The organism is Chitinophaga jiangningensis (assembly GCF_900142605.1).
GTDB lineage: Bacteria > Bacteroidota > Bacteroidia > Chitinophagales > Chitinophagaceae > Chitinophaga > Chitinophaga jiangningensis.
The window spans coordinates 129,971-154,346 of record NZ_FRBL01000010.1 but is presented as its reverse complement, the minus strand read 5'-3'; the positions used below and the strand labels follow the sequence as shown (position 1 = coordinate 154,346).

At 47.2% G+C, this 24,376-nt stretch carries 22 protein-coding genes; 12 read left to right on the top strand and 10 right to left on the bottom strand.

Annotated elements, in window-relative coordinates:
- Window positions 1-38: 38 nt before the first annotated feature.
- From BUB18_RS24795 to BUB18_RS24785, 3 genes are all read right to left on the bottom strand, one after another.
- Window positions 39-2,189, bottom strand: coding sequence for a glycoside hydrolase family 3 N-terminal domain-containing protein (locus tag BUB18_RS24795; protein ID WP_083550735.1), 2,151 nt, complete (start codon window positions 2,187-2,189; stop codon window positions 39-41).
- Between the two features lie 90 nt (window positions 2,190-2,279).
- The gene (locus tag BUB18_RS24790; RefSeq protein WP_073086291.1) at window positions 2,280-3,113 is read right to left on the bottom strand and encodes an aldo/keto reductase; all 834 of its coding nucleotides are present in this window, start codon (window positions 3,111-3,113) and stop codon (window positions 2,280-2,282) included.
- Between the two features lie 112 nt (window positions 3,114-3,225).
- A complete protein-coding gene (locus BUB18_RS24785) occupies window positions 3,226-3,810 on the bottom strand; it encodes a nuclear transport factor 2 family protein (protein ID WP_178372204.1) in 585 nt (194 codons plus the stop codon).
- A gap of 259 nt (window positions 3,811-4,069) precedes the next feature.
- Between BUB18_RS24785 and BUB18_RS24780 the strand changes: the two genes are divergently transcribed.
- A complete protein-coding gene (locus BUB18_RS24780; protein WP_073086287.1) occupies window positions 4,070-4,588 on the top strand; it encodes a hypothetical protein in 519 nt (172 codons plus the stop codon).
- A 52-nt stretch (window positions 4,589-4,640) separates the two neighbouring features.
- Window positions 4,641-5,168 carry a hypothetical protein gene (locus tag BUB18_RS24775; RefSeq protein ID WP_073086285.1) on the top strand — a complete coding sequence of 176 codons (528 nt, stop codon included), beginning with the start codon at window positions 4,641-4,643 and terminating at the stop codon, window positions 5,166-5,168.
- A 186-nt stretch (window positions 5,169-5,354) separates the two neighbouring features.
- On the opposite strand, the gene dusB is transcribed toward BUB18_RS24775, so the two are convergent.
- The gene (gene dusB, locus BUB18_RS24770; protein WP_073086283.1) at window positions 5,355-6,392 is read right to left on the bottom strand and encodes a tRNA dihydrouridine synthase DusB; all 1,038 of its coding nucleotides are present in this window, start codon (window positions 6,390-6,392) and stop codon (window positions 5,355-5,357) included.
- Window positions 6,393-6,540: 148 nt separating this feature from the next.
- Here dusB and BUB18_RS24765 point away from each other — a divergent pair, with 148 nt between their 5' ends.
- The 5 genes from BUB18_RS24765 to BUB18_RS24745 are packed head-to-tail and all read left to right on the top strand — an operon-like array spanning window position 6,541 to window position 12,661.
- Complete coding sequence (locus BUB18_RS24765; RefSeq protein ID WP_073086281.1) at window positions 6,541-7,929, top strand: mercuric reductase; 1,389 nt, start codon at window positions 6,541-6,543, stop codon at window positions 7,927-7,929.
- 33 nt (window positions 7,930-7,962) lie between these two features.
- The gene (locus tag BUB18_RS24760) at window positions 7,963-8,904 is read left to right on the top strand and encodes an ABC transporter ATP-binding protein (RefSeq protein WP_073086279.1); all 942 of its coding nucleotides are present in this window, start codon (window positions 7,963-7,965) and stop codon (window positions 8,902-8,904) included.
- A gap of 5 nt (window positions 8,905-8,909) precedes the next feature.
- Window positions 8,910-10,478 carry an ABC transporter permease/substrate-binding protein gene (locus BUB18_RS24755; RefSeq protein ID WP_073086277.1) on the top strand — a complete coding sequence of 523 codons (1,569 nt, stop codon included), beginning with the start codon at window positions 8,910-8,912 and terminating at the stop codon, window positions 10,476-10,478.
- 2 nt (window positions 10,479-10,480) lie between these two features.
- A complete protein-coding gene (gene egtB / locus BUB18_RS24750; protein ID WP_073086275.1) occupies window positions 10,481-11,632 on the top strand; it encodes an ergothioneine biosynthesis protein EgtB in 1,152 nt (383 codons plus the stop codon).
- Window positions 11,633-11,665: 33 nt separating this feature from the next.
- A complete protein-coding gene (locus BUB18_RS24745; protein ID WP_073086273.1) occupies window positions 11,666-12,661 on the top strand; it encodes an L-histidine N(alpha)-methyltransferase in 996 nt (331 codons plus the stop codon).
- Window positions 12,662-12,758: 97 nt separating this feature from the next.
- Here the strand turns inward: BUB18_RS24745 and BUB18_RS24740 are convergent, their stop codons facing one another.
- Complete coding sequence (locus tag BUB18_RS24740) at window positions 12,759-13,235, bottom strand: DinB family protein (RefSeq protein ID WP_073086271.1); 477 nt, start codon at window positions 13,233-13,235, stop codon at window positions 12,759-12,761.
- 81 nt (window positions 13,236-13,316) lie between these two features.
- Here BUB18_RS24740 and BUB18_RS24735 point away from each other — a divergent pair, with 81 nt between their 5' ends.
- Window positions 13,317-13,811 (top strand): DUF2867 domain-containing protein, encoded by a 495-nt coding sequence (locus BUB18_RS24735; RefSeq protein ID WP_073086269.1) that lies wholly within the window; start codon window positions 13,317-13,319, stop codon window positions 13,809-13,811.
- Between the two features lie 57 nt (window positions 13,812-13,868).
- Here the strand turns inward: BUB18_RS24735 and BUB18_RS24730 are convergent, their stop codons facing one another.
- Window positions 13,869-14,732 (bottom strand): OmpA/MotB family protein, encoded by an 864-nt coding sequence (locus tag BUB18_RS24730; RefSeq protein WP_073086267.1) that lies wholly within the window; start codon window positions 14,730-14,732, stop codon window positions 13,869-13,871.
- A 386-nt stretch (window positions 14,733-15,118) separates the two neighbouring features.
- Here BUB18_RS24730 and BUB18_RS24725 point away from each other — a divergent pair, with 386 nt between their 5' ends.
- The 3 genes from BUB18_RS24725 to BUB18_RS24715 all read left to right on the top strand — a co-directional run bounded on the left by BUB18_RS24725 (window position 15,119) and on the right by BUB18_RS24715 (window position 18,377).
- Window positions 15,119-16,141: a LacI family DNA-binding transcriptional regulator gene (locus BUB18_RS24725; RefSeq protein ID WP_073086265.1), complete on the top strand. Its 1,023-nt coding sequence runs from the start codon at window positions 15,119-15,121 to the stop codon at window positions 16,139-16,141.
- A 415-nt stretch (window positions 16,142-16,556) separates the two neighbouring features.
- Window positions 16,557-17,675, top strand: a complete 1,119-nt coding sequence (locus tag BUB18_RS24720; protein WP_178372203.1) for an SGNH/GDSL hydrolase family protein — start codon at window positions 16,557-16,559, stop codon at window positions 17,673-17,675.
- A 27-nt stretch (window positions 17,676-17,702) separates the two neighbouring features.
- A complete protein-coding gene (locus BUB18_RS24715; RefSeq protein WP_073086263.1) occupies window positions 17,703-18,377 on the top strand; it encodes a DUF1349 domain-containing protein in 675 nt (224 codons plus the stop codon).
- 310 nt (window positions 18,378-18,687) lie between these two features.
- On the opposite strand, the gene BUB18_RS24710 is transcribed toward BUB18_RS24715, so the two are convergent.
- From BUB18_RS24710 to BUB18_RS24695, 4 genes are all read right to left on the bottom strand, one after another.
- Entirely contained in the window at window positions 18,688-19,053 is a 366-nt protein-coding gene (locus BUB18_RS24710; protein WP_073086261.1) for a thioredoxin family protein, read from the bottom strand.
- A 72-nt stretch (window positions 19,054-19,125) separates the two neighbouring features.
- Window positions 19,126-19,494 (bottom strand): thioredoxin family protein, encoded by a 369-nt coding sequence (locus BUB18_RS24705; RefSeq protein WP_073086259.1) that lies wholly within the window; start codon window positions 19,492-19,494, stop codon window positions 19,126-19,128.
- A 285-nt stretch (window positions 19,495-19,779) separates the two neighbouring features.
- A complete protein-coding gene (locus BUB18_RS24700; protein WP_073086257.1) occupies window positions 19,780-21,942 on the bottom strand; it encodes a S9 family peptidase in 2,163 nt (720 codons plus the stop codon).
- 58 nt (window positions 21,943-22,000) lie between these two features.
- Window positions 22,001-22,948, bottom strand: coding sequence for a HEAT repeat domain-containing protein (locus tag BUB18_RS24695; RefSeq protein WP_073086255.1), 948 nt, complete (start codon window positions 22,946-22,948; stop codon window positions 22,001-22,003).
- 163 nt (window positions 22,949-23,111) lie between these two features.
- Here BUB18_RS24695 and BUB18_RS24690 point away from each other — a divergent pair, with 163 nt between their 5' ends.
- Complete coding sequence (locus BUB18_RS24690) at window positions 23,112-24,374, top strand: dihydroorotase (protein ID WP_073086253.1); 1,263 nt, start codon at window positions 23,112-23,114, stop codon at window positions 24,372-24,374.
- Window positions 24,375-24,376: the final 2 nt, after the last annotated feature.

The window sequence follows — 24,376 nt, the reverse complement described above, 5'->3', positions numbered from 1 at the left end:
GTTTCTATTAAGATAAACATTCCCGTTTTTTAAACTAATTATTTTATACTAAAGGAAGCGGCCAGTTTCGATTGCCGGGAATCGCCTCCTACGTGCACGGTATATTTACCCGGATATAGTTTCCACTTACCCTGCTGCAGGTCCCACTTCTGTAATTCAGTAACGGGTATGGCCAGTTGCAGTTCCTGCGCACCGCCTTTGGTGGTATGTACGCGGCCAAAGGCTTTCAGCTCTTTCAGCGGCATACGGTCCACGGCAGGATAGCTGATATAAGCCTGTACTACTTCGTCGGCATCGAAGTTACCGGTATTGCTAACCTTTACGGACATACGAATGGTATCGCCCTGCTTATACTTCTCCTGTGGCTTAGCTGCCCAGTCGTATTGAAAGGTAGTATAGCTCATTCCGAAGCCAAATGGCCATGCGGCCTTACCGGTGAAGTAGCGGTAGGTACGGTCTTTCATGCTATAGTTGTTATAGTCAGGCAGGTCTTTAACGGAATGATAGAAAGTAAGGGGAAGTCTTCCTGATGGGGAGTATTTACCATACACCAGGTCGGCCAGGGCATTACCACCCTGTTCGCCTGGGTACCAGGCCAGGATGATCGCATCGGCATAGGGTTCGATTTCGGTGATATCTACTGCACTGCCTGCGGTTACAACTGCAATGATTGGCTTTTTATGAGCGACCCTTAGCTTCTTCATAAATAAAACCTGTGAACGCGGTAAGCTCAGGGTGTTTTTATCACCACCCGCAGGGGATAGAAATGCATCGCCGTCTTCCCCTTCCAGCAGGGGTGTTAAGCCAATGACGGCCACGGTTACATCACAGTTTTCTGATGCCCAGATGCCACCAAAGTGCAGGGTATCGGTGAAGTCGCACCCCTGATCATATTGCATGGCTACCGCAGGCCCCGCAGCTTTGCTGAGGCCGGCCGCGAAGGTGACCATGTTGCCGGATACGCCGTGATAGTTGCCCATCAGCGCTTCCAGAGATACGGAGTTAGAACCGGTTACCAGCATGGAAGCATATTTATCATGCTGCAATGGCAGCACGCCATTGTTTTTTAACAGTACCATACTTTTTCTGGCGGCTTCCAGTGCCAGTTGCGTGTGCCAGGCGTTGTTCACGCTGTCGGCACCGTAGTTGGCGTAAGCACGATCCGCAGGGTTATCATACAATCCCAGCTTCATTTGCGTACGTAGGGATTTGATCAGCGCGGAATCCACATCTGCGGCACTGAGCCAGCCATTGTCGATCGCTTTCATCACATCATCCTGTAAGATATTGGCGCAGTCGAGGTTTACGCCTGCTTTAATGGCAGCGGCAGCCACTTCTTCCCTGGTGGGAATGGCTTTATGACGTTGCCAGATATCATCGAGTGCCCAGCAGTCGGTCACTACCTGTCCGCTGAATTTCCATTCTTTCCGAAGGATATCCTGGAGCAGGGTATTACCGGTGCAGCAGGGCTGACTATTCACACGGTTGTAGGCACACATGATGGATTCCACTTTTCCATCCACCATTTTTTTGAATGCATAGAGGTACGTTTCGCGCAGGTCCTTTTCATCCACGATCGCATTGAAGTGGTGGCGATCGGCTTCAGGGCCGCTGTGTACCGCAAAGTGTTTGGCACAGGCAGCTGTTTTGAGATGTTCGGGATCATCGCCTTGCAGGCCGTTTACGAAAGCGCCGGCCATGGTAGCAGTCAGATAGGGATCCTCACCGTATGTTTCCTGTCCTCTACCCCACCTTGGATCGCGAAAGATATTAACGTTAGGTGTCCAGAAGTTGAGTCCCATGTATTGCACATGCCTGTTTTTGGCAACAGACAAATTATACTTGGCACGTGCTTCGGTGGAAATGCTGTTGGCCACCGCCTTTGCCAGTTCCGGATCAAAGGTGGACGACAACCCTACAGCCTGTGGATAAACAGTGGCTTCTCCTCCTCTGGCAATGCCGTGCAGGGCTTCATTCCACCAGTTATACGCCGGGATACCCAGGCGTTCAATGGCCGGACTGTTATAGCCGAGGAGTGAGATTTTTTCTTGCAGGGTAAGCGTGTGCATCAGGTCCTGTACTCTGGTTTCTGTTGGCAGGTCGGCCCGTCGGAATGCCGGCTGCTGCTGAGCGTCCAGCTGCTGTACCGCAAAAATTCCGAGGGCGATAGCAAATAGTCTACGTTTCATCCCGTGCAAGATATTAATAAAATTTAAAAAGAGGAAAGTGCAGCCGTAGCTGTTCTTTCCTCTTTTTAAGCAATTACTGATACTATTTTTTTAGAAATTGAAATTAGCCGGATCAGGTCCTACGCGGGTGCCTTTATCCAGTGCATCAATCAGCGCAATATCTTCTGCTGCGATGTTAAAGCCAAATACGTTGGCGTTGTCTTCAATCCTCTTTTGCTGGATACTTTTTGGTATGGTAACAATGCCTTTCTGCAGGTCCCATCTCAGCACCAGTTGCGCCACGGATACGCCGTATTTCTGTGCCAGCTCTTTGAGTTCAGGAATATCGAAAATCTGTCCCTGCATGAGTGGGCTCCAGGCTTCGAACTGAATGTTATGTTGCTTTGCAAACTGCTGCAGGGCGGGCTGTTGCAGGCGTGGATGAAATTCCAGCTGATCAACCATCGGTACTACTTTAGCGGACTGCATCAGGTCTTCCAGCTGGTGTTGCAGGAAGTTACTCACTCCGATGGCTTTCACGCGGCCTTCTGCATACAAAGTTTCCAGTGCGCGCCAGGTTTCTTTGTATTTACCGGCTACCGGCCAGTGGATCAGGTAGAGATCCAGGTAATCGGTTTTCAGTTTTTCCAGGGAGGTCTCAAATGCTTTGATGGTAGTGTCATACCCCTGATCAGCATTCCAGACTTTAGTGGTGATGAATACGTCTTTCCTATCGGTGGCATGGTCAGCGATGGCTGTACCTACCCCTTCTTCGTTACCATATATAGCAGCAGTATCAATATGTCTGTAACCTGCGTCCAGCGCATACTTTACTGCGTCAATCACTTCCTGTCCTTCGTTCGTTCTCCATACGCCAAGTCCGAAATATGGCATCTGTACGCCGTTTGCCAGCTTTACTGTGCCTTTGATGTCTGTAATGTTCATAATTTAATCTTTTGCTTCGTTAATTAAAACCGCTAAGGGATCACAAAATTAGTTCCAATCCAATTAACTGAAACATCTTATAATTCATAACTGCTATCAGAATAATAATAGTTTATTTTTTCAGCAGGGAATCTTCCTGCTCTTTGTAGTAGCGTTCTACAAGGCGACTATCGGGCAATGAGTTTAGCACAGCGATCAGCCATTTGTCGGCTTTCTTCACCAGCTTTCCTTTGTAATAGCCAACGGCCATCAGTTGTATTTCCCCACTGGTGATGTCGGTCCAAACATTGGCGCAGTACATACTTACGCGTACCGTATCGCTGGGCAACATTTCAAACTGCATGTTACTGATCAGGTGGCGTTGCTGAAATTTTGCATTCTTCACGCTTTCTCCTAACTGCACCACCCTGGTGGCAAAGTTTTCCTTACCTCGTAGTTTCACGCCGTCGATTTCGCCACGGATACTGTCATCCATAAACTCCAGGCATTTCTCCAGGTTACCGTTATCAAAATTTTCTGCAAAGCCGTAGATGACTTTTTCGATCTGCTGCTGATCGCGGTAGCGTACGTCGTATTTAAGGGTAGTGTCGGGCAAGGCCGTACTGCTTTCTTTAAGGGGATCCCGTTGCGGTTGATTTTGACTGGTACACGCAAAGAGAGACATTACCATTGCCGCTGCGAATAGAGGTTTTAACATCAGGGGAAAGGAATTTAAAGGGTTATGCAAATCACACATGAACAACCTGCGTTACGAATATCATGAAAAAAATGGAGGGGGCAAAAAAAGAAGGCACGAATCAGGGCTGTCCAAAATCACATTACATGTTATTTTACTATAACACATATTTCACTTATTTGATTCCCTTTTATTGGTTTAAGTAAAATAAATTTACAAATTTGTAAATAGTTTACGAATATGTAAATTTATCTTCGTAATTTCATTGAAATACCAAAGCATGGCATTACCAGTAAAAATCAGGGAAATGGCGACAGGTTTACTTTTGGATGCAGTGATAGAGCCGGTGAAAATAAAGGATTTCAAAATTATAGAGAAAAGTAAGGACCGTTTCAACAAATTCGACTGGACGCTGTATAGAAAAGAAGAAGTATTCAAATTAACACTTAAAGGCAAGGATACAATTCTTGGACTGATTTGCCTGATTGATCATACTAAAGCAGATACGGATGCCATAGAAATAGAGTTAGTGGAAGTTGCTTGTGAAAATATCGGTGGAGCAAAACAATATGATTTTATCGGAGGCTGCCTTTTTGCCTTTGCATGCAGGGAATCTATCCGAAGAGGCCATAATGGATTTGTATTTTTGGTGCCAAAATCCGGCTTGGTAACCCACTATAAGGAGCATTATGGATTTGAACACTTTCCCTTAAAAACACCGCAAAGACCATGTGGACTGATGGTCCTACACGAACATGCATCAAAAGAATTGGTCACAAAATATCTAAGTGAATTTTAATGAAACCATTTATAAGTTGCAAAATAAAATTTGAAGGCATAAAACAGCAAAAATGAAAACGTACAAAGAGATAGAAAAGAAGCACACCAAGAAGGAAATAGCCGAGTCTCTCGTTTTCCCAGGCCCCAAAGACCCTGTAGAACGTGAAAATGTACTGACTGCTTTACGTGAAATCAGAAAGCAAAAAAAGCAGGAACAAACAGAAGAAAGTAAACTTATTTTTCAGCTGCTTCAGTTAAAATATGAAATAGAAGACTACCTGAACGCTGATACGCCTAGTAAGAACTACTATTTCGGCTATTTTTTGAAAGAATATATTATACGCCTTGAAAAAAAATATAAGGAATTTGCCAGTGAAATAGATGTAAATCCTACGGAGCTCAGTCAGATTATTAATCGGCATAGAAATCCAACCGATAAGATAATTTATCGCCTGGAAATTCATTCTAACAGAAATTTTCCCGCATTGCTGTGGTTTAGAATATTAGAAAAACAAAGAGAATATGAATTAATACACGATGCCTCTATCGTAAATAGTGAAAAAGGTCATGTGAAGAAACAATTGTCCTTTTCTCTTTAACCACGCTTGCTTATTGCCCGGGCGCCGAATATCCACAAATCTTTCAATTCTATCAAAAGATATCTTTCAAATAATTTGAAAGATATTTTTGTACGCTCATTTCCTTTTTCCCTGAAAAAAAAGCGACAGCCTTATCGTTAAACATAAAAAAAGCTGGCAACCTGCCAGCTTTTTTCTCTTCTATTCCTACAACGGGCAATTCTGATGATAATCTATCAGCTCAATCGGCGCCGCTGCCAGCTCTATTCCTTTATAATATTTTTCAATCTCATCCAGCACTTCCACTACTTCTTCCTCCGTTTTCAGCGTTACCAGTCGGGCCCTGAACTGCTTAATATCCGGCAGGCCTTTCAGGTAGCTGGCATAACAACCACGCATTTCATTAATCCCCTGCACCGGCCCTTTCCATTTCACGGATTCATGAAGGTGTTTTTTGCTCACGGCAATACGTTCCTCCAGCGTAGGACCGGCCATCAGTTCACCGGTTTCTACATAATGCCTGATTTCACGGAATATCCACGGATGCCCGATGGCCGCACGGCCAATCATAATACCATCCACTCCATAGCGGTTTTTGTATTCCACCGCTTTCTGCGGACTGTTAATATCACCGTTCCCGATAATCGGAATATGAATTCTTGGGTTATTTTTCACTTTCCCGATCAGCGTCCAGTCGGCCTCCCCTTTATACATCTGGCACCGCGTGCGGCCATGGATCGCCAGGGCCTTAATGCCCACATCCTGGAGCCGTTCCGCTACCTCTTCAATGTTTTTGGTATCATCGTCCCAGCCCAGGCGGGTTTTAACCGTAACGGGCAGGTTAGTGGCCTTTACGCAGGCCGCTGTTAAACGCACCATCAGATCCAGATCTTTCAGTACACCTGCACCCGCACCACGGCCAGCCACCTTCTTCACCGGACAACCAAAATTAATGTCCAGCAAATCGGGATTCGTTACGTCCACGATTTTAGCAGCCATTGCCAGACTATCCTCATCTCCCCCAAATATTTGAATCCCAATCGGACGCTCAAATTCAAAGAAATCCAGCTTCTTACGACATTTTATCGCATCCCTGATCAGTCCGTCACTGGAAATAAATTCCGTATACATCAGGTCCGCCCCGTTATCCTTGCAAACTACGCGGAACGGAGGATCACTTACGTCCTCCATAGGCGCCAGCAGCAAAGGAAAGTCAGGCAATGTGATGTTATCAATTTTTACCAATTGTAGTAGATTTTCAGCGGGCAAAGGTACGATTTTTCCATGAAAGCACGGCTCACCCCTGCTAAGCCGTATTTGCCTAAAAAAGGCCTACATTTAATACTGCTTTGCATGGTATAATTATTGGCCCCTCAATGTCAAACCCTTGAATATGGAAAAATTTGATGCTATCATTATCGGATCAGGACAAGGCGGAAACCCATTAGCACGGAAACTGGCAAAAAAAGGCCTTCGCACGGCTATCATCGAGAAACGCCTGATAGGTGGCACCTGCATCAACGATGGCTGCACCCCCACCAAATCCATGATCGCATGCGCTAAAGCGGCACAAACGGTTCGGGAAGCGGCACAATGGGGCATATACCTCGACCAGCACAGCGTTTCCATTGACCTCCCCTTCATCGTAGAAAGGAAAAACAAAATAGTAACGCAATTCAGAAACGGCACCATCCGCTCCCTGGAAAATGAACCTGATATCAGCATCTTTTACGGCACTGCAGCCTTCTCCGGCATCAGGCAGGTAAGCATCACACAGCCGGACGATAAGGTGATCACCATCGAAGCCACTAACATCTTCATCAACACCGGCGCAGCTACGATCATTCCGGAGATCCCCGGATTATCGGAGATCCCCTACCTCACCTCCACCTCCATACTCGATATCAAACAAATACCGCCGGAGCTGATTGTGCTGGGCGGCAGCTATATAGGCCTGGAAATGGGACAACTTTTCCAGCGCCTCGGCAGTCACGTCAGCATCATAGAACCAGGTCCACACCTGATGTCCAGAGAGGATGCCGACGTAGCCGCCGTGGTGAAAAATATGCTGGAAACAGAAGGCATGACCATTCATACTTCTTCTAAACCAGATAAAATTTCCGGTACTGACAATACCCTTTCATTGGATATTGTAAGCGGCACTTCCCGCAAAACTATCACTGGCACACATCTGCTGGTAGCCACCGGTCGCAGGCCGCAATCCGCGGAACTGCAACTGAGCAACACCAACGTCACCACAGATGAAAAAGGATTTATCCAGGTGAATGATCAACTGGAAACCACCTGCCCCGGCATCTATGCCATGGGCGACGTGAAACCCGGCCCCGCATTCACCCACATCTCCTATAATGATCACCTACTCCTTTATAAAAACCTGTTCGAAAACAAACAACTTTCCATAAAATCCAGGCAAGTCCCCTACTGCATGTTCACCGATCCGCAGCTGGGACGTATAGGCCTCTCCGAAAAAGAAGCGGCTGACAAAGGCTATCCGTTTAAAGTGGCCTGCCTCGGTATGGATAAAGTAGCAAGGGCCATCGAAACCGGACAAACCACCGGCTTCATGAAAGCAATCGTGCATGCTGCTACGGATAAAATCCTCGGCGCAGCCATCATCGGTGAACAGGGCGGAGAAATCATGTCGGTTCTGCAAATGGCCATGGCAGGAGATCTTACGGCTACACAGCTGAAAGAGATGGTCTTCGCACATCCGCTATATGCAGAATCTATCAATAACCTGTTTATGACTTTGGAGAAATAGGGCCATAAAATGTGTATATAATTCCTCATCCACATGATTCAACTTAGAAACGTCAGTAAATTTTTCGGGAACGGAAAAAATGCAGTAGATGATATTTCCTTCACCGTTAATGACGGAGAGATAATGGTGTTGCTGGGCACCAGCGGCTGCGGAAAAACCACTACCCTGCGACTCATCAATCGCCTGCTCGACGCCACCTCCGGCACCGTAGAAGTGAATGGAGAAAATGTAAAAAATATACCCGCCACCAGTTTGCGCAAAAGCATCGGCTACGTGCTGCAAAACAACGGATTATTTCCCCACTATACTGTAATGGAAAATATCAGTACCGTACCGCAACTGCTCAACTGGCCGAAAGATAAAACCATCGCACGCTGCCAAACGCTGCTGCATAAACTGAAGCTCGCACCGGAACAAGCCAACAGCTACCCACACCAGCTCAGTGGTGGCCAGCAACAACGCGTTGGGCTTGCACGCGCACTGGCTGCGGACCCACCTGTACTGCTGATGGATGAACCCTTCGGTGCCCTCGATCCGCTTACCCGCTATGCCGTGCGACAGGAATTTAAATCCCTCGATGAACTGCATACAAAAACAGTGGTACTGGTTACCCATGATATAGAAGAGGCCTTCCAGCTGGGCGACCGCATTTGCCTCATGAACGCCGGCCGTATCCAGCAAACAGGACGCCCGGCGGAACTATTGTTCCATCCCGCCAATGATTTTGTACGCAACTTCTTCGACAGCCAACGCACCCAGCTGGAACTCTCCACCCTCCACATCAGCGATATATGGGACAGCATCCCCGATGGGTATAACGACAACGGGCAAACGAAAATAACCGCTGATGCGAGCTGCTGGGAAGCCCTTTCCCTGCTCAGCTCCGGCAGGGTAATCGCCGGCCACAAAGCCAGTACAAAAGAAATTACCGGCACCGCCATTATGAACGGATTACAAACCTATAAAACCCGATAGCCCGTATGGAACCCAAAACAGGATTCTTTGATTTCATACAACAGGAGTCGGGCAAGCTGCTGCAGCAAACGATCACCCATACCGGCCTGACGTTCATCTCCGTGCTGATCGCCATTGCTATAGGACTGCCACTGGGCATCCTCATTACGAGGCGCCACAGGCTGTCCGGCATTGTACTCGGCATCGCCGGCGTATTGCAAACCATCCCCAGCATTGCCCTGCTGGGATTCATGATTCCATTACTCGGCATTGGCATAAAACCCGCCATTGTAGCCCTGTTTCTATATGCCTTGCTCCCCATCATCCGCAATACCTACACGGGTATACGCGGAGTGGACCCCACCATCACAGAAGCCGCTACCGGCATGGGTATGAGCGATCGACAGCTGCTCCTCAAAGTACAGCTGCCACTGGCGATGCCCGTGATACTGGCCGGCATCCGCACCGCTACGGTAATTAATGTAGGCGTGGCTACCCTAGCCGCCTATATCGCCGCCGGCGGTTTAGGGGAGTTTATTTTCGGCGGCATTGCCCTCAATAATACCAGCATGATCCTCGCAGGGGCTATCCCCGCGGCACTGCTGGCTATATTGTTCGACTGGCTGATTTCCCTGTTGCAAAAAAGGAAAACCAATCAGTCACGCCGCCGCTTATACGTACTGCCACTCATTCTCCTGCTGCTCTCCTCCTTTTACTTTTTGCCGATCGGTAACAAAGCGCCCCTGAAAGCCGGCTTCACACCGGAGTTTATGGGTCGCCGTGATGGTAACCTGGGCCTGCGCATAGTATACGGCATCCACGTAAACCCGCTTGTGATCAGTGATATGATCATGTATAAAGCGGCCTATGAAAAAAATATTGATATAATCAGCGGCAGCAGCACCGATGGCCGTGGAAAAGCCTTTGACCTGGTAGTGCTGCAGGACGACAAGCATATTTTTCCGCCCTATTATGCAGCTCCCATCGTCACTAATGCCGCCCTGGAAAAATATCCTGAGCTGGAACCTACCCTAAACCTCCTGGCTGGTACAATTAATGATAGCATTATGACGGCACTGAACTACCAGGTAGATTACCTGAAGTACAGCCCGGAAAAAGTAGCCCGGGAATTCCTGCAGCAACAAGGCCTGCTCAAATCTGACCGAAACGGCTCCAAAGGCACGATACGTATTGGTTGTAAGATATTTGGCGATGGGTACATCCTCGCCAATATGTACAAAATGCTGATCGAAGGACATACTGATCTCTCAGTAAGTACAAAACTGGGACTCGGTGGCACAAAAATTTGTTTCGATGCACTGAACAATAATCAACTTGATGTGTATCCCGAATATACCGGAACCGGATTGCTCGCCATCCTCCAAACACCGGCAAATATTACAGATACACTGATTGCAGACAAAGACAAGGTATACGCCTACGTTAGCCGGGAATTTGAACAACAATACGGCATCAAATGGCTCAAACCAATCGGGTTTAATAATACCTACGCGCTGATGATGCGCCGGCAACAAACAATTGACCTGCAAATTAAAAGCATCTCAGACCTGGCACTATATCTGAAAAATAAATGAGTATGAATATTCTGGAAAAATATAAGACCGTAAGATCCCGTTCTGAATACATTTGCGCACCATTGAAAACGGAAGACTATGTAGTACAACCCGTGGTGGATGTGAGTCCTCCCAAGTGGCACCTCGGCCATACTACCTGGTTTTTTGAAACGTTCATTCTCATGCCTAACGCACCTGGCTACACGGAGTTTGATCCGCAATATAACTTTGTGTTCAACAGCTACTACGAATCCGTAGGAGCCCGTGTGATCCGGACAGACAGAGGCAACCTGAGCCGCCCTTCCGTAGAAGAGGTGATGAAATACCGTCGCCATGTGGATACCGCCATGGAAAAATTCCTGTCCTCCCCAATGGAAGAGGACCTGGAAGCACTCATGATCCTCGGCCTCAACCATGAAGAACAACACCAGGAACTGCTGTATACCGATATCAAATATATTCTTGGTCATAACCCGCTGATGCCGCCTTATGATCCGGGCAGAAAAAGCGCTGTAACAGCAGCCTCCAAAGCACGCTGGGTATCCGTACCGGAAGGCATTTACAGTATTGGGCACCATGGCAAAGGATTTTGTTTTGATAATGAGTTAGGAAGACATCAGGTTTACCTGGCGCCATACGCCATCAGTTCCGCCCCGGTTTCCAACGCGGAATACCTGGAATTTATTAACGCGGGCGGCTATACGGACTTCCGTTACTGGCATGCCGAAGGTTGGGACTGGGTAAAAACAAATCACATAACCGCCCCCATGTACTGGTACCTCATAGACGATAACTGGCAACAATATACCTGGAGTGGCCTGCAGCCACTGGAGCAGGATGCACCGGTTTGCCATGTGAGCTATTACGAAGCGGCAGCATATGCTGCCTGGAAAGGATTGCGACTCCCCACCGAATTTGAATGGGAAGCCGCAGCAGATCATTTTCCATGGGGCCAGCGCTGGGAATGGACCGAAAGCGCCTATCTCCCCTACCCTGGCTTCCAGAAAGCACCAGGAGCCATCGGCGAATACAATGGTAAGTTTATGGTAAACCAGATGGTGCTGCGCGGCGGATCAGAAGTGACCCCGCCGGAGCATAGCCGCAAAACTTACCGAAACTTTTTCCATGCACCACTGCGATGGCAGTTCACCGGCATCAGGCTGGCTAAAAGCTAATCCATTTTTAACTGACGATACAATCATTGAGCTATGGCACATTCCACTGTAATTTCCACACCGGCAACGGTTTCCAGAAGCCGCCATACCAGCACTTTCTACAATGATGTAGTGCAGGGATTGCGGGCACAACAAAAATACCTGGACCCGAAATATTTTTACGACGCACCCGGCGATGTGCTCTTTCAACAGATCATGCAATGCCCGGAATACTACCTCACCGCCTGCGAAATGGAAATCATGCAGGAGCAATCGGCAGCTATCGCCGCCGCTTTTGATGAGCATGCCAGTGACTACGACATCGTAGAGCTGGGCGCCGGTGATGCCTCCAAATCCGTACACCTGCTCAAACAACTGCTGGATAACGGAGTGGACTATACGTATTTTCCGATAGATATATCCGGCAACGTTATACAACTACTGGAAGACTCCCTTCCGGAGTCCTTACCGGGCTTACAGTTTCAGGGTCTGCAGGGAGAATACTTTGAGATGCTCAAGGTCGCCAATGACATCTCCCCGAAAAGAAAAATAATACTGTTTATGGGTGCGAATATTGGCAATTTCACGCCATTTGCCGCCCGCAGCTTTTGCCAGCAGCTCAGGCGCCACATGCATCCCGGCGATCTGCTGCTCACCGGTTTTGACCTTAAAAAACATCCGCAGCTAATCCTCCACGCCTATAACGACGATGCCGGTATTACCCGCGAATTTAACTTCAACCTGCTTCGCAGGATTAATCGTGAACTGGATGGAAACTTTGATATATCACAGTTTGAACACTTCCCTACATACGATCCGCAAACAGGCAGTTGTAAAAGCTACCTGATCAGCTTATGTGACCAGCAGGTGCGTATAGGCGACAACGTAGTGATTAAGTTCAGAGAAAATGAACCGCTGTATATGGAAATTTCCCAGAAGTATGATCCGGTGGAAATCGATCAGCTGGCTTCTTTAGGCGGGTTTGCGCCAGTGGCACGGTTTAGTGATCACCGTAACTGGTTTAGTGATTATTTATGGCAGGCCATTTAATTTTATCGCTCCGTGGTTAAGTGTCGCCTTCGGCGACACTTAACCACGGAGTTTGCCCTCGCCAAAGGCGAGGGACAAACTCCGTGATGATCATTGGCTATGGCCAACAATTCAATATCCTCCTAACCGCCACGATCTCCCCCGTATGATAACTCGTATGATCCGCTATCAGCACGGCCTCGCGAAACAAATGCTGACCATCCCCATGCGGAAACGGCGCAAATAAATCAGCATCCGGCGCTTCCAACAGCTGAATAAATTCGTGCAATTCATCCTTGATCTGCTCCAACGTATCTTTCCATTGTTTTTCATTTTTAGGAGCGGTTTCCTTAGGCCAGTAATCGTGCGGCCAATTCATTTCCTTATAATCAGGATTCCTTGAAAAATCCAGGATATCCCACTGGGCAAGTCGTATATGCTCTACCAGTTGCCAGATACTGTAAGGCATATTCGGCGGCACTTCCCCCAGCTTATCCGCCGGTATATGCTTCACTGCATCCCAGAAGGTAACATGCGCATTGCCCTTTAGGAGTAAGTCTTTGAGCGACTGCACCGTTTGTTTCTTTATATCCATAATATCATCTTTTAGGGTGTTATTGAATGTAAGATTTTTTTCCCTAAGCGATCCGTTAACTTTGCATGTTTTACAAAAGCTATGGAGCAGGATTTCTGGAAAGTATACATCAGGGGAAGAAAATATTATAGTGACATACGCCGCATGCCGGTGGGCAACAGCACACAAACAGTGGCTAATATTTTTTCAATTGGCGGTACACGCGGCTGGTATTATGCCAACTGGCTCTGGAACCTCCGCGGCTGGGCTGATAAACTCGTGGGTGGCCCCGGCATGAGAGGCCGCAAACATCCTACTACGCTGCATCCTGGCGATAACATTGATTTTTGGAAAGTGGTAATTGCCAATCCCCAACAGGGCATATTATTACTGGAAGCAGAAATGAAAATTCCTGGTGAGGCCTGGTTATTATTTGTTTTGAGAGATAATAACCTTACGCAGACAGCTGTTTATGTACCAGACGGCATAGCCGGTGAATTATACTGGTGGAGTGTATGGCCATTTCATGGGTTTATTTTCCCTGGAATGATCCGTAGATTAATTTCGTTCAGCCCACGGCCTGCGGCCGTGGACTGAACGAAAAAGCCCTCGCCGAAGGCGAGGGCTTAAAATATTGCTGCAAAAATACAAATCTTAATTCGCTGGTTTTTCCAACAGCTTAAAGAACTGATCCAGCTGAGGCAGGATCACAATCCTCGTTCTGCGGTTAGCAGACTTACCCTCCGGCGTATCGTTACTAGCCACAGGCACATATTCAGAACGTCCGGCAGCAGTCATCCTTGCTGGAGGAATACCATATTGGTTCTGCAGAATACGAACCACGCTGGTAGCACGTTTCACACTCAGATCCCAGTTATCCAGCAATACGTTCGGACGGTAAGGAACATTATCCGTATGACCCTCCACCATGAACTCGATATCAGGCTGGTTCAGCAATACTTTCGCCACCTTACCCAACACATCTTTTGCTTTGTCCGTTACCTCATAGCTACCACTTTTAAACAGCAGTTTATCGGAAATGTCGATGTATACTACACCTTTCTCTACCTTAATATTGATGTCCTTATCATCCAGGTTGCCGATGGCACCTTTCAGATTGAGCACCAGCTGCATATTTAAGGAGTCCTTGCGGGCAATAGCACCTTGCAGGTCTTTAATATACGCATCTTTTGCACCGATGTTATCCAGCGATTTCTTGATGCTTTCCGCCTGACTGCTCGAGATGACAGACAGCTCTTTCAGATGATCCAGCATCTGCGTATTGTTTGTTTGCAGTTGCTGTTGCTTTTCGGTGAGGCTGGCTACGCGATCTTTATAAGCAGCGGCCGCACGTGCAGCATCCTCATCACAGCGTTGTAATTTGGCAGTAGCGTCTTTGTACAGGCTATCCAGTCGTGCGTTTCTTGCCTCTGATTCCCGCAGCTTACGTGGAGCTGAACAGGAAGCAAGTACGGTTGCTGCTGCAAGTACCGGCAAGACATATCGTTGTATTGTCATAAGATTGAGTATTTAATAATCTTAAAAAAATTTATGATGGGTTAACGGGCTGGACGTTGGCAATTTACTCCCCTAATTGCAAATAACAGGCCGAAGACACCTATTCTTAACAAAATCTTGTAAAAAGGTATTAAAATTTGATTAGTTACAAATAAATAGATATTATTGTACGTATATATCTGTTTATTGCATAATGATTCTAACCCGCCTGTGGCGGCCCCATATCTTTAATATAAACTACATATGTCAAGTTCTCCAAAGTATTATTACATTCGTATAGATTGTGTTCGCTAGCTTTAGATAGTTTTAAACGGGTTTCTAAGTATTAATAATTAACTTACCCGCCAGCTTGTTCACTGTATATATTCCATTAACGTCGAAATAGTATGAGAAAGGTGGTTTCTTCGGGTCAGCCAACAATAAAAGAAATTGCGAAACGACTCAACATATCCGTATCTACCGTATCACGTGCCCTGCATGACCACCATAGCATTGGTCTGAGAACAAAAGCACGTGTACAGCAGCTCGCGGCCGAACTGGGTTATGAACGTAACCAGACCGCCATTTTCTTTCAGCAGGGCAAAACCTTTACCATCGGCATCCTGCTGCCTGAATTATCAGAAGCATTCTTTTCCAGCGCCATCAGTGGTATTGAAGATACTGCCTACAGCAATAATTATACAGTGCTCCTGGGCCAGTCCCACGACGACGAAGCCCGCGAAAAGCAGATCATTCAAAGTATGAAGCAACACCGCGTGGATGGCTGCATTGTATCCATCGGAAAAAATACCCGCAACTACGAGCACTTCGAAATGTTGCGACAGGCAAAAATTCCGGTGGTATTTTTTGATCGTATTCCCGACTTACCAAATATTCATTCCGTATCCTGCAACCTGGAATCAGGTACCGTACAGGCAGTGGATTTCCTCCTCAAAAAAGGACACCGCGTAATCGGCATGATCAATGGCCCCGAACAGCTCGTGGCCAGCAAAGAACGCGCAGCAGGGTATATGCGTGCCCTGCACAAGCATCGCCTTAAATATGATCCTGAACTGATCGTAAGCGCAGACCTCACAGCCGCCGGTACCGCCGAAGCCATGAAACAACTGCTCTCTCTGAAAAGAAAGGTAACCGCCGTGGTCACATTTAATGATTATGTAGCGATGGATGCGGTGCAGTATGCACTCAAACAAAAATTGGAGATAAATAAAGATATTACTTTTGTATCTTACGCCAATACACCGGTCAGCAGCTATACGGCCTATCCGCCCGCTGCCTCGGTAGAGCAGTTTCCGTACGAACAGGGCCAGGCCGCTACCAATATGCTGTTGAGCATATTAAACGGCGATCACGACTTCAACGATTACCAGCAATTAATCATGGAATCGCAGCTGGTGTTACACACCTGATCCCCTGTCGTAAACCTTGCCATAGTTGCTCCCTATGGCAGGTTCCACGACGCTGTTCACTGTTCTTAATTAAAATTATTGTTCACTGTTGGCGTATTTATTACGCTTGCTCACTGTAACTTAAATAACGCATCTAGAAAAATGCGGACGTTGTTCACTGTTTGCTTGTTCACTGTTGTTGTGGCGCGTTAATTGTTCACTGTATTGCGCCTTATCGTTCACTGTCTAAATAAGCTGCTTTTCATGCGGGAAGAAATCTCTTTCTTCTCTTTCATACCACTAGTTTAAGCAAATGTTTTTAGAATTACACTACGCAAACGCTTGCGTTAACCACGCAAGCGTTTGCGTAATTGGCAAATTCCGGTATTTTTTCTTATCCTTACCTTCGGAAACTCTTTTAACAAATATGCCATCAATGAAAAAAAATCTACTCGGATACCTGAAGCCTTTACTGCCAGCTATTCTGCTATCTGCCACCGTGAATGCCCAAACCAAAACCACACCCGCCAAACCCGATCTGGTATACCACGATGCGATGGAATTTCCGGTAATAGATAAGTATCACAACGAACCGAATTATAACCGCATGCCTGAAAAATTCAAAGCCACCGTGCGACCCGTCATCTGGTCGCTCAGCCAGAACTCCGCAGGCATCGCTATCCGCTTCCGCTCTAATGCCAATACCATCGGCGCTAAATGGAAAGCGAAAAATAATGCTGCCCTCAACAACATGTCGCCCATCGGCGTAAAAGGCCTCGACCTGTACGCCCTCGTGGGTAACCAATGGCAGTTCGTCAACAGCGGCGTGCCCGATGGTAACGGCGGCAACTTCCAGCGCAACATCCTCACCAACGGTGAAAACGTTGCCCGCGAATACCTCCTCTTCCTCCCCCTCTACGATGGTGTGGATTCCTTATCTATCGGCGTAAATGCAGGCGCTGAAATCACCAAACCACAATCCACCACACTGCTCGACAAAAAACCGATTGCCTGGTACGGCAGCAGCATCGCACAAGGTGCCAGCGCCTCCCGTCCGGGTATGGCTTTTACCAATATCCTCGTGCGCAAACTGCAACGCCAGATCATCAACTTCGGCTTCAGCGGCAACGGCACCTTCGAAACTACTGTCGGCGAATCACTCTGCGAAATAGATGCAGCGCTCTTCGTGATCGATTGCAACCCTAACACCCAACCGGAAGAAATCTATGATCGCTCCGTAAAACTGGTGCAGCAGATCCGAAAATGCAGACCCAACGCACCTATCCTGCTCCTGGAGAATTTTGTATACGAAAGCGGCTTCTTCAACCCTGTCGTAAAACAAACCTCTCTTAAAAAACAGGCAGAACTGAAAAAGGCGTTCGCTGAACTGCAAAAACAAGGCATCAAAAATCTCTTTTACCAAACCGGCGAAGGCCTCATTGGCAACGACCACGAAGGCACCGTAGATGGCGTACACCCCAACGACGTAGGCATGGAACGCTTTGCCGCAAAAATGTTCCCGGTACTGGATAAACTCATCAAAGGCAAACCTTAAAATCTGTACAATAAATTCTATTGTTTTATGAAAAGCATCTATGCTTCCCTGTTAGTACTGGCCGCATGTTTCAGCACCACAGTCCAGGCTGCACCCGCTGACGACTCTGTACACATTGCCGGAATGCCGTCCGCAGGATACTGGCTCAACAAGCCAGCCTTGTCAGTCGCCTACGGCAACAGCCTTTCTATTACTGCCACTAAAGGCACCGACTTCTTTCATTACGGTGGAGGCGACTTTAAAGCCACCAACGCGCCTATCCTGCTGTTTCAGCCGGATGCCGACTTCACCGTTACCGCCAAAGTAAAAGTAGGGTTCAACGACACCTACGATGGCGGGGCCATCTTCGTGTATGCAGACAGTACACACTACATCAAGTTTCTCTTTGAAAAGAGCCACTATGGCTATCTGTCCGTTTGTTCCGGTGTAACCAACACCTTTACAGACGATGCTACCAACGCCGTATCCAGTACCAACGAAGTACTGATGCGACTGAGCAAAAGAGGCAACTTCTATGGCATGTTTTACTCCCTCGATGCCGGCAAAAGCTGGACTGCCGCCCGCATGGTCAACTTCAACCCGGGTGGAAAAATCAAGTTGGGATTCTCCTCGCAATCGCCTCTGGGCGCTGAATGCGAAAGTATTTTCTCTGATATCAAATACAAGCCCACCGGCTTTAAGGATAATAAAAACGGGGAATAAAAAAAGGGGAGCAATTGCTCCTCTTTTTTTATTCCTGTTGTACCTCCGCTATTTTCTCCAGATTGTAACATACGCTGATATACAAGTCGTCCCGACCGATCGAAGATCTTTACCTCATTATCAGGTATAATCCAGTTCCACTGCGATAAAGCCTTTGCTGTGAAGGTCCGGGTGATGTGCCCTGATTTTCTGGATCAGTTCTACAAAGAAATCCAGCCGCATTTTAGGATGTACGCCACCTACCAATGTGTACTTCTGTTACGGGTTGGTTATCATAACGATGAAGGTTCAAATTTTCCGGTGTCTCGTATTATTTAGTCGTTAAAAATTTCGGGGAGTTTAACTCTTCTATGTTTACGCGGATTGCCTGATCGACCAGGTCTTCCAGTTGCTCCATGGAAAGAGCGCCTGGTTGACAGTATATAATAGTTCTATTTTTGATTATCATGAGGGTGGGAATCTTCTTGACTTCGAATGCACTTGCTAGTTGACCTTCCTTCTCAGTGTCTACCCTACAGACCATTATTGTATCTGCATACTTTTCGGCTAGCTGCTCCATGAGTGGGTGGAATAAGTTGCAGGGGCCACACCATGCTGCCCAGAAGCTAATAAATACAGGTTTGTCTGCCTTTTCTACTTCCTCATCAAAATTTGATGTTGTTAATTCTATAAGCATTTGATCAGGTTTAAATTGTTTGTTAAAATAATAGGATTGTTTGTCAGATGTTAGCGTTTGTAGGGTGTAATGTTATTGTTCCCTTTCGCTGATAAGTTTGTCTGCTATTGGTTGGTAATACCCGATATTTTTGGCCAGTTCTGCTTTAGAGATAATGCCGGCATGTTCGAAGACAACCGAGCCGTTTATAAAAAACAGGACCCTGGGCAAGCTTTTGAAGTCAAAGGTGCTGGCAGTCTCGGGATTTTCATCCAAATTTAAATTACACACCTTTAGTTTACCTGCCTGAATGCTACCCTTATAATCATTTGCCAGCTCTTCAATGACCGAACTGAGTATTCTGCAAGGGCCACATTGTTCTTCCCAGAAGAAAATGATAACAAGTTGATTTGCTAATTCTACTTCACGGTCGTAATTAGCATCAGTGATTTTTAACGTCATAGCATATTTATGTAATGGTTATAAAGGATTATAGTGAATTAATAATCATCATTGGTATTTCTGCGACGTAACAGTAAATACCTAAGTTTTGTTGTTCACTGGATAATTTCTTAATTTTTTAGAATAGGATGCTAAGGGATTTTTGGCGGAAAGGTACCGGATGAGGGCTATTATTGGAGAATTAGTGTAAAAGAAAAGAGGGCGGGATTTTTTCTGACAATTAAAAGAGGCTGCCTCAAATTGCTTTTGAGACAGCCTCCAAATATTATCTACCTAAAAAATGGCTTATTTTAAATATTGATCAAAATAATCCGTAATCTTCTGCATCAGATGCACCCTGTCTTTCCCCAGCACATTATGTAAATGTCCCGGATATACGAAGTAATCCACCTGCGTTTGTGAATCCACACAGGCTCTCAGGAAATTAATGGAATGCTGCCATACCACTACATCATCATTAGTACCGTGAATCAGCATCAGATGCCCTTTCAGGTTCTTCGCTTTGGTAAGCAGGTTGTTATCTGCATATCCTTGCGGATTTTCCTGTGGCGTATCCATATACCTCTCTGTATACATCACCTCATACATACTCCAGTCGATCACCGGCCCGCCGGCTACTGCCGCTTTAAAAACCTCCGGATGACGCAGCATCAGCGAAGTAGTCATGAAACCACCGAAGCTCCAGCCATGTACGCCCATTTTATCGGCATTCACATATGGGAGTGATTTCAGGTAAGCAACTCCCTGCAGCTGATCATTCATTTCCACCGTGCCCAGCTGACGGAAAGTAGCCTGTTCAAAAGCCATTCCCCGGTTGAGGCTACCACGGCCATCCATGGTAAATACCACGTAGCCATGCTGTGCCATGTATTCATACCACAGGTTACCACTGGCAGGATAAGTATTTTTAATCAGCTGCACATTCGGACCATTATACAGGTACACGATGGTAGGATATTTACGGGTAGAGTCGAAGTCAGCAGGCAGGATCAGCTTACCATACAGCGGAGTACCATCGTCTGCTTTCAGCGTTACATTCCTGATTTCAGGGCGTTTGAATGCTTTCAGCGGATCTGCGCTCTGCACCAGCGTTTGCTGGAATTTCGATTTCACACCCAGCACCTGTGATACTGCCGGCACGGTAGCTGAACTATAGGCGTCCAGCACATAGCTACCATTGCTGCTCACCTGGCCTTCGTGCCAGCCTGCTGCATTGTCCAGCCGGCGAAGCGCTGCATTTTTCAGGCTTACCGCATATAAGTGCTTTTCCATCGGACTTTCTTTGGCAGATGTAAAGATCACTTCCGCGGTGTTGGTATTGTAACCGATAATATCGTTCACCACCCAGTTGCCTTTGGTCAGTTGTTTAACCAGTTGGCCATTGGTATTATAGAGATATAAATGCCGGTAACCATCGCGGTCCGAGTACCAGATAAACTGATCGTTTTTGCCGGGCACGAAGGAAAGCGCGTGCTCAGGATGAACATATTTGCTGTCTGTTTCCTCAAACAGGGTTTTCACCAGGTCGCCGGTAGTGGCGCTGTATTGATTGAGCCAGAGGTGATTTTGTTCCCTGTTTAAAATAGCGATATATACGGATTGCTGATCAGGCGCCCAGGTAACGCAGGTCAGGTAATGATCTGCCGGCAGGCCTGTTTTCAGAAATACTGTTTTTTGGGTAGATGGCTGGTATACCCCCAGGGTCACCTCATGGGATTTACCTCCTGCCATCGGGTATTTGATAAGGTTGGATTTTGCAGGTACGACCGACCAGTCGATGATCGGATAATCGTTGACCATCCGTTGATCCATGCGATAAAACGCGAGTTGATTTCCATCCGGGGAGAAGAAAATACCTCCGTTGATCCCAAACTCATCGCGGTGCACGCTTTTACCGTTTACGATATTGACGTCCGCATCGTTGGTGACTGCCTGTGTTTTACCATCGGCCGTGCGCAGGAATAAATTGTTGGCCACCGTCCAGGCAATCTGGCGGCTTTTATTATTTACGGTAATGTTCTCCGCGCCTTCCGGTAGTTCGCACCAGCTGGCGGCAGTCCATTTTCCATTTTCAAGTGTTACCGTATAAAGTTGATTACCGATGGAAAACCATGCACTGCTGTTGTTGATCCAGTGCATCATCGGCAGGCCGCGCAGTGGTTTGGCGGCAAAAAGTTGTGCATTCAGGGAATTGGTGGTGAGCAGGGTATCTGCTTTTGCTTGTGGCAGCGTATACTTTACCCAGGCGATGTTACCGTTTACGGTGACGGCTCTGGTGTAGGCATCTTCACCCGGAATCCATTCAAACATTTTTACGCGCTCAGGAGCGAGTTCCATCCGAAGTCCGTTGGTGGCTTCCGACATAGTGTAGAGGCGTTGCTGTGCATAGGCATGCTGCATGGTGCTCATCACACATCCAGTCAAAAGCACAAGGAACGTTTTTTTCATCCTTATAACTTTTTTAGGATGCGAATGTAACCAAATCAGGTATGCAAACCGCAAATTATCAGCTGATCGCCAGGTTGCGCTGCATCCACTCCCTTTCTTCCGGCAGCAGATATTCGGCTTTCTTTTCGGCAATCCAGGAGAAGGTTTTCTTCACTTCCGATTTGGCAGCCCGGAATTTCCATAAAAACTCCATGCCCAGCATCAGGTCAGTGAAGCCGTTTTTAAAACTTCCGAAATTTAAAGCAGTGCCCTGAGTTCTTTTTCTGGATAGTAACTCGGTGATACGGTTAATGACCGCCTGGACAGCATTTTCATCTGCATATTTATAGATAGCTTCCATGGCCTCAAATTTCAACTGCCCGCGCATGAGGCAACGTGCATAGAACATCACTTCTTTCTCCCTTTCAATATCCGCGATGGTGGCAAAGGCTATACTGCGTACATCCTGGCGGGAATGATCCAGCAAACGCTTTAAAGCCGTAAGGCTCTTGCGGGTGGCAATCTTACTGAGTAAAATAGTGATATAATATATATCTGATTCATTTACAGTGCGTTGCAAAACCTGCAACACCCATTCTTCTACGGCCGGGTTTTTAGTGCCTTTTAACGCCAGCAGTGCGGAGCGGCGGATATTTGAATTGGCGGAAAGGGTATTATTGAGCAGGGGCTGTACGTTGATGTAGGACGGAATAGGTAAGCCTCTTTCCAGGTCCTGCTGGATACCGGTGATCATATCTGCATCCTGTTCAAATTTCAGCCGGTCTATCAGGAAGCGGATTACTTCCGGATCATTTGTATTGCGGGAAAGCTGTGCAATAATGAAGATGGCAGCCCGTCTTTTTTCCTTGTCTGTTTCCTGATCGATGTATTGATACAGGGTGGGAATATAGGCGTGGTTGGCCAGCTGTTCTGCCTCGCGGAGGGCCTGCCAGCTGATCGTTTGCGTATCATGAAGCTGATCTGATCGGTCGCATATCCGGTTGATTAGGTTATTTATATACTCCATTGCTAGTGGTTTTTTGATCTGCTACCCCAGCATTTCCAAGAACCATACCAACATGGCTGTACCAGCTTAAATGTTAGTTAATCCCTCTCCGATTAACAGTTTTATATTACATTTGCGGCTGTATTTTTGGATCGGTTTCGACATATAAGAACAGAACGTACAGATGCACATATTACTCAAAAACGTAAAGATTTCAGCGCCTTCCTCTCCTTTCAACGGGCAGCAAAAAGACATTTCCATTCATAACGGGGTTATCCAGCAGATCGCAGATCACCTGGAAGATGAACATGCCACCGTCATCTCCGGCGAAAACCTCCATGTTTCCACCGGATGGATGGATATCTTCTCTCATTTCTGCGACCCGGGCCAGGAATATAAGGAAGACCTCAGCTCTGGTATCCAGGCGGCCGCCAAAGGTGGTTATACCAGCGTAATGGTAGTACCTAACACCCAGCCGGCACTCCATACCAAAGCGCAAATCGAATATGTGCTCAGCAGGTCCCGGCAGCACGTAGTAAATGTTTTGCCTATCGGTGCTGCCACCAAAAACCTGGAAGGTACCGGCCTCGCAGAAATGTACGAAATGCGACAGGCAGGCGCCATAGCCTTCTCCGATGGCTGGAAACCTGTGCAATCACCCGGTCTCCTGCTCAAAGCCCTCCAATATATCAAAGCATTTGATGGTACCTTCATCCAGCTGCCAGACGATCAGAGCATCTCTGCCCATGGCCTCATGAACGAAGGTATCTACAGCACCCAACTGGGTATGCCGGGCAAACCCGCACTGGCAGAGGAGCTGATTATTCAGCGCGACATAGAGCTGGCCAAATACACGGACTCCCGGCTCCATATCACCGGCATCACCACCCGTAAGTCGGTAGAACTGATCGCGGCCGCAAAAGCTCAGGGCATTAAAGTGACCTGCTCTGTAACGCCATACCACCTCTCCCTCACGGATGCAGCGCTGATCAATTACGACACCAGCCTGAAAGTAAATCCTCCCCTGCGCAGCGCCGACGACGTGAAAGCCCTGCAGCAGGCTGTGAAAGACGGAATTATCGACTGTTTTGCCACCCACCACCTGCCACAGGACTGGGATGCCAAAATACTCGAGTTTGAATATGCAAAAAATGGAATGATAGGCCTGGAAAGTACTTTCGGCGTACTCCGCAAATACCTGCCGGAACTACCACTGGAACAGTTGCTCGCCATGCTGTCGGACAACCCGCGGAAAATCTTCGGGATCAAACAGCCAGCCATAGCCGTGGGCGCCACAGCGGAATTGACCGTTTTCAACCCGGATCAACACTGGACTTTTACAGAAGCCGATATTGCCTCCAAGTCCAAAAATTCGGCGTATATTGGTGCTGCCCTGAAAGGAAAACCTGTAGCAGTTGTTAACAACGGGCAAGTCGCTAAACACTAAGT

Coding starts and splice junctions, on each gene's coding strand:
- BUB18_RS24795 (WP_083550735.1), bottom strand. CDS start 2,189: ATGAAACGTAGACTATTTGCTATCGCCCTCGGAATTTTTGCGGTACAG.
- BUB18_RS24790 (WP_073086291.1), bottom strand. CDS start 3,113: ATGAACATTACAGACATCAAAGGCACAGTAAAGCTGGCAAACGGCGTA.
- BUB18_RS24785 (WP_178372204.1), bottom strand. CDS start 3,810: ATGTTAAAACCTCTATTCGCAGCGGCAATGGTAATGTCTCTCTTTGCG.
- BUB18_RS24780 (WP_073086287.1), top strand. CDS start 4,070: ATGGCATTACCAGTAAAAATCAGGGAAATGGCGACAGGTTTACTTTTG.
- BUB18_RS24775 (WP_073086285.1), top strand. CDS start 4,641: ATGAAAACGTACAAAGAGATAGAAAAGAAGCACACCAAGAAGGAAATA.
- BUB18_RS24765 (WP_073086281.1), top strand. CDS start 6,541: ATGGAAAAATTTGATGCTATCATTATCGGATCAGGACAAGGCGGAAAC.
- BUB18_RS24760 (WP_073086279.1), top strand. CDS start 7,963: ATGATTCAACTTAGAAACGTCAGTAAATTTTTCGGGAACGGAAAAAAT.
- BUB18_RS24755 (WP_073086277.1), top strand. CDS start 8,910: ATGGAACCCAAAACAGGATTCTTTGATTTCATACAACAGGAGTCGGGC.
- egtB (WP_073086275.1), top strand. CDS start 10,481: ATGAATATTCTGGAAAAATATAAGACCGTAAGATCCCGTTCTGAATAC.
- BUB18_RS24745 (WP_073086273.1), top strand. CDS start 11,666: ATGGCACATTCCACTGTAATTTCCACACCGGCAACGGTTTCCAGAAGC.
- BUB18_RS24740 (WP_073086271.1), bottom strand. CDS start 13,235: ATGGATATAAAGAAACAAACGGTGCAGTCGCTCAAAGACTTACTCCTA.
- BUB18_RS24735 (WP_073086269.1), top strand. CDS start 13,317: ATGGAGCAGGATTTCTGGAAAGTATACATCAGGGGAAGAAAATATTAT.
- BUB18_RS24730 (WP_073086267.1), bottom strand. CDS start 14,732: ATGACAATACAACGATATGTCTTGCCGGTACTTGCAGCAGCAACCGTA.
- BUB18_RS24725 (WP_073086265.1), top strand. CDS start 15,119: ATGAGAAAGGTGGTTTCTTCGGGTCAGCCAACAATAAAAGAAATTGCG.
- BUB18_RS24720 (WP_178372203.1), top strand. CDS start 16,557: ATGAAAAAAAATCTACTCGGATACCTGAAGCCTTTACTGCCAGCTATT.
- BUB18_RS24715 (WP_073086263.1), top strand. CDS start 17,703: ATGAAAAGCATCTATGCTTCCCTGTTAGTACTGGCCGCATGTTTCAGC.
- BUB18_RS24710 (WP_073086261.1), bottom strand. CDS start 19,053: ATGCTTATAGAATTAACAACATCAAATTTTGATGAGGAAGTAGAAAAG.
- BUB18_RS24705 (WP_073086259.1), bottom strand. CDS start 19,494: ATGACGTTAAAAATCACTGATGCTAATTACGACCGTGAAGTAGAATTA.
- BUB18_RS24700 (WP_073086257.1), bottom strand. CDS start 21,942: ATGAAAAAAACGTTCCTTGTGCTTTTGACTGGATGTGTGATGAGCACC.
- BUB18_RS24695 (WP_073086255.1), bottom strand. CDS start 22,948: ATGGAGTATATAAATAACCTAATCAACCGGATATGCGACCGATCAGAT.
- BUB18_RS24690 (WP_073086253.1), top strand. CDS start 23,112: ATGCACATATTACTCAAAAACGTAAAGATTTCAGCGCCTTCCTCTCCT.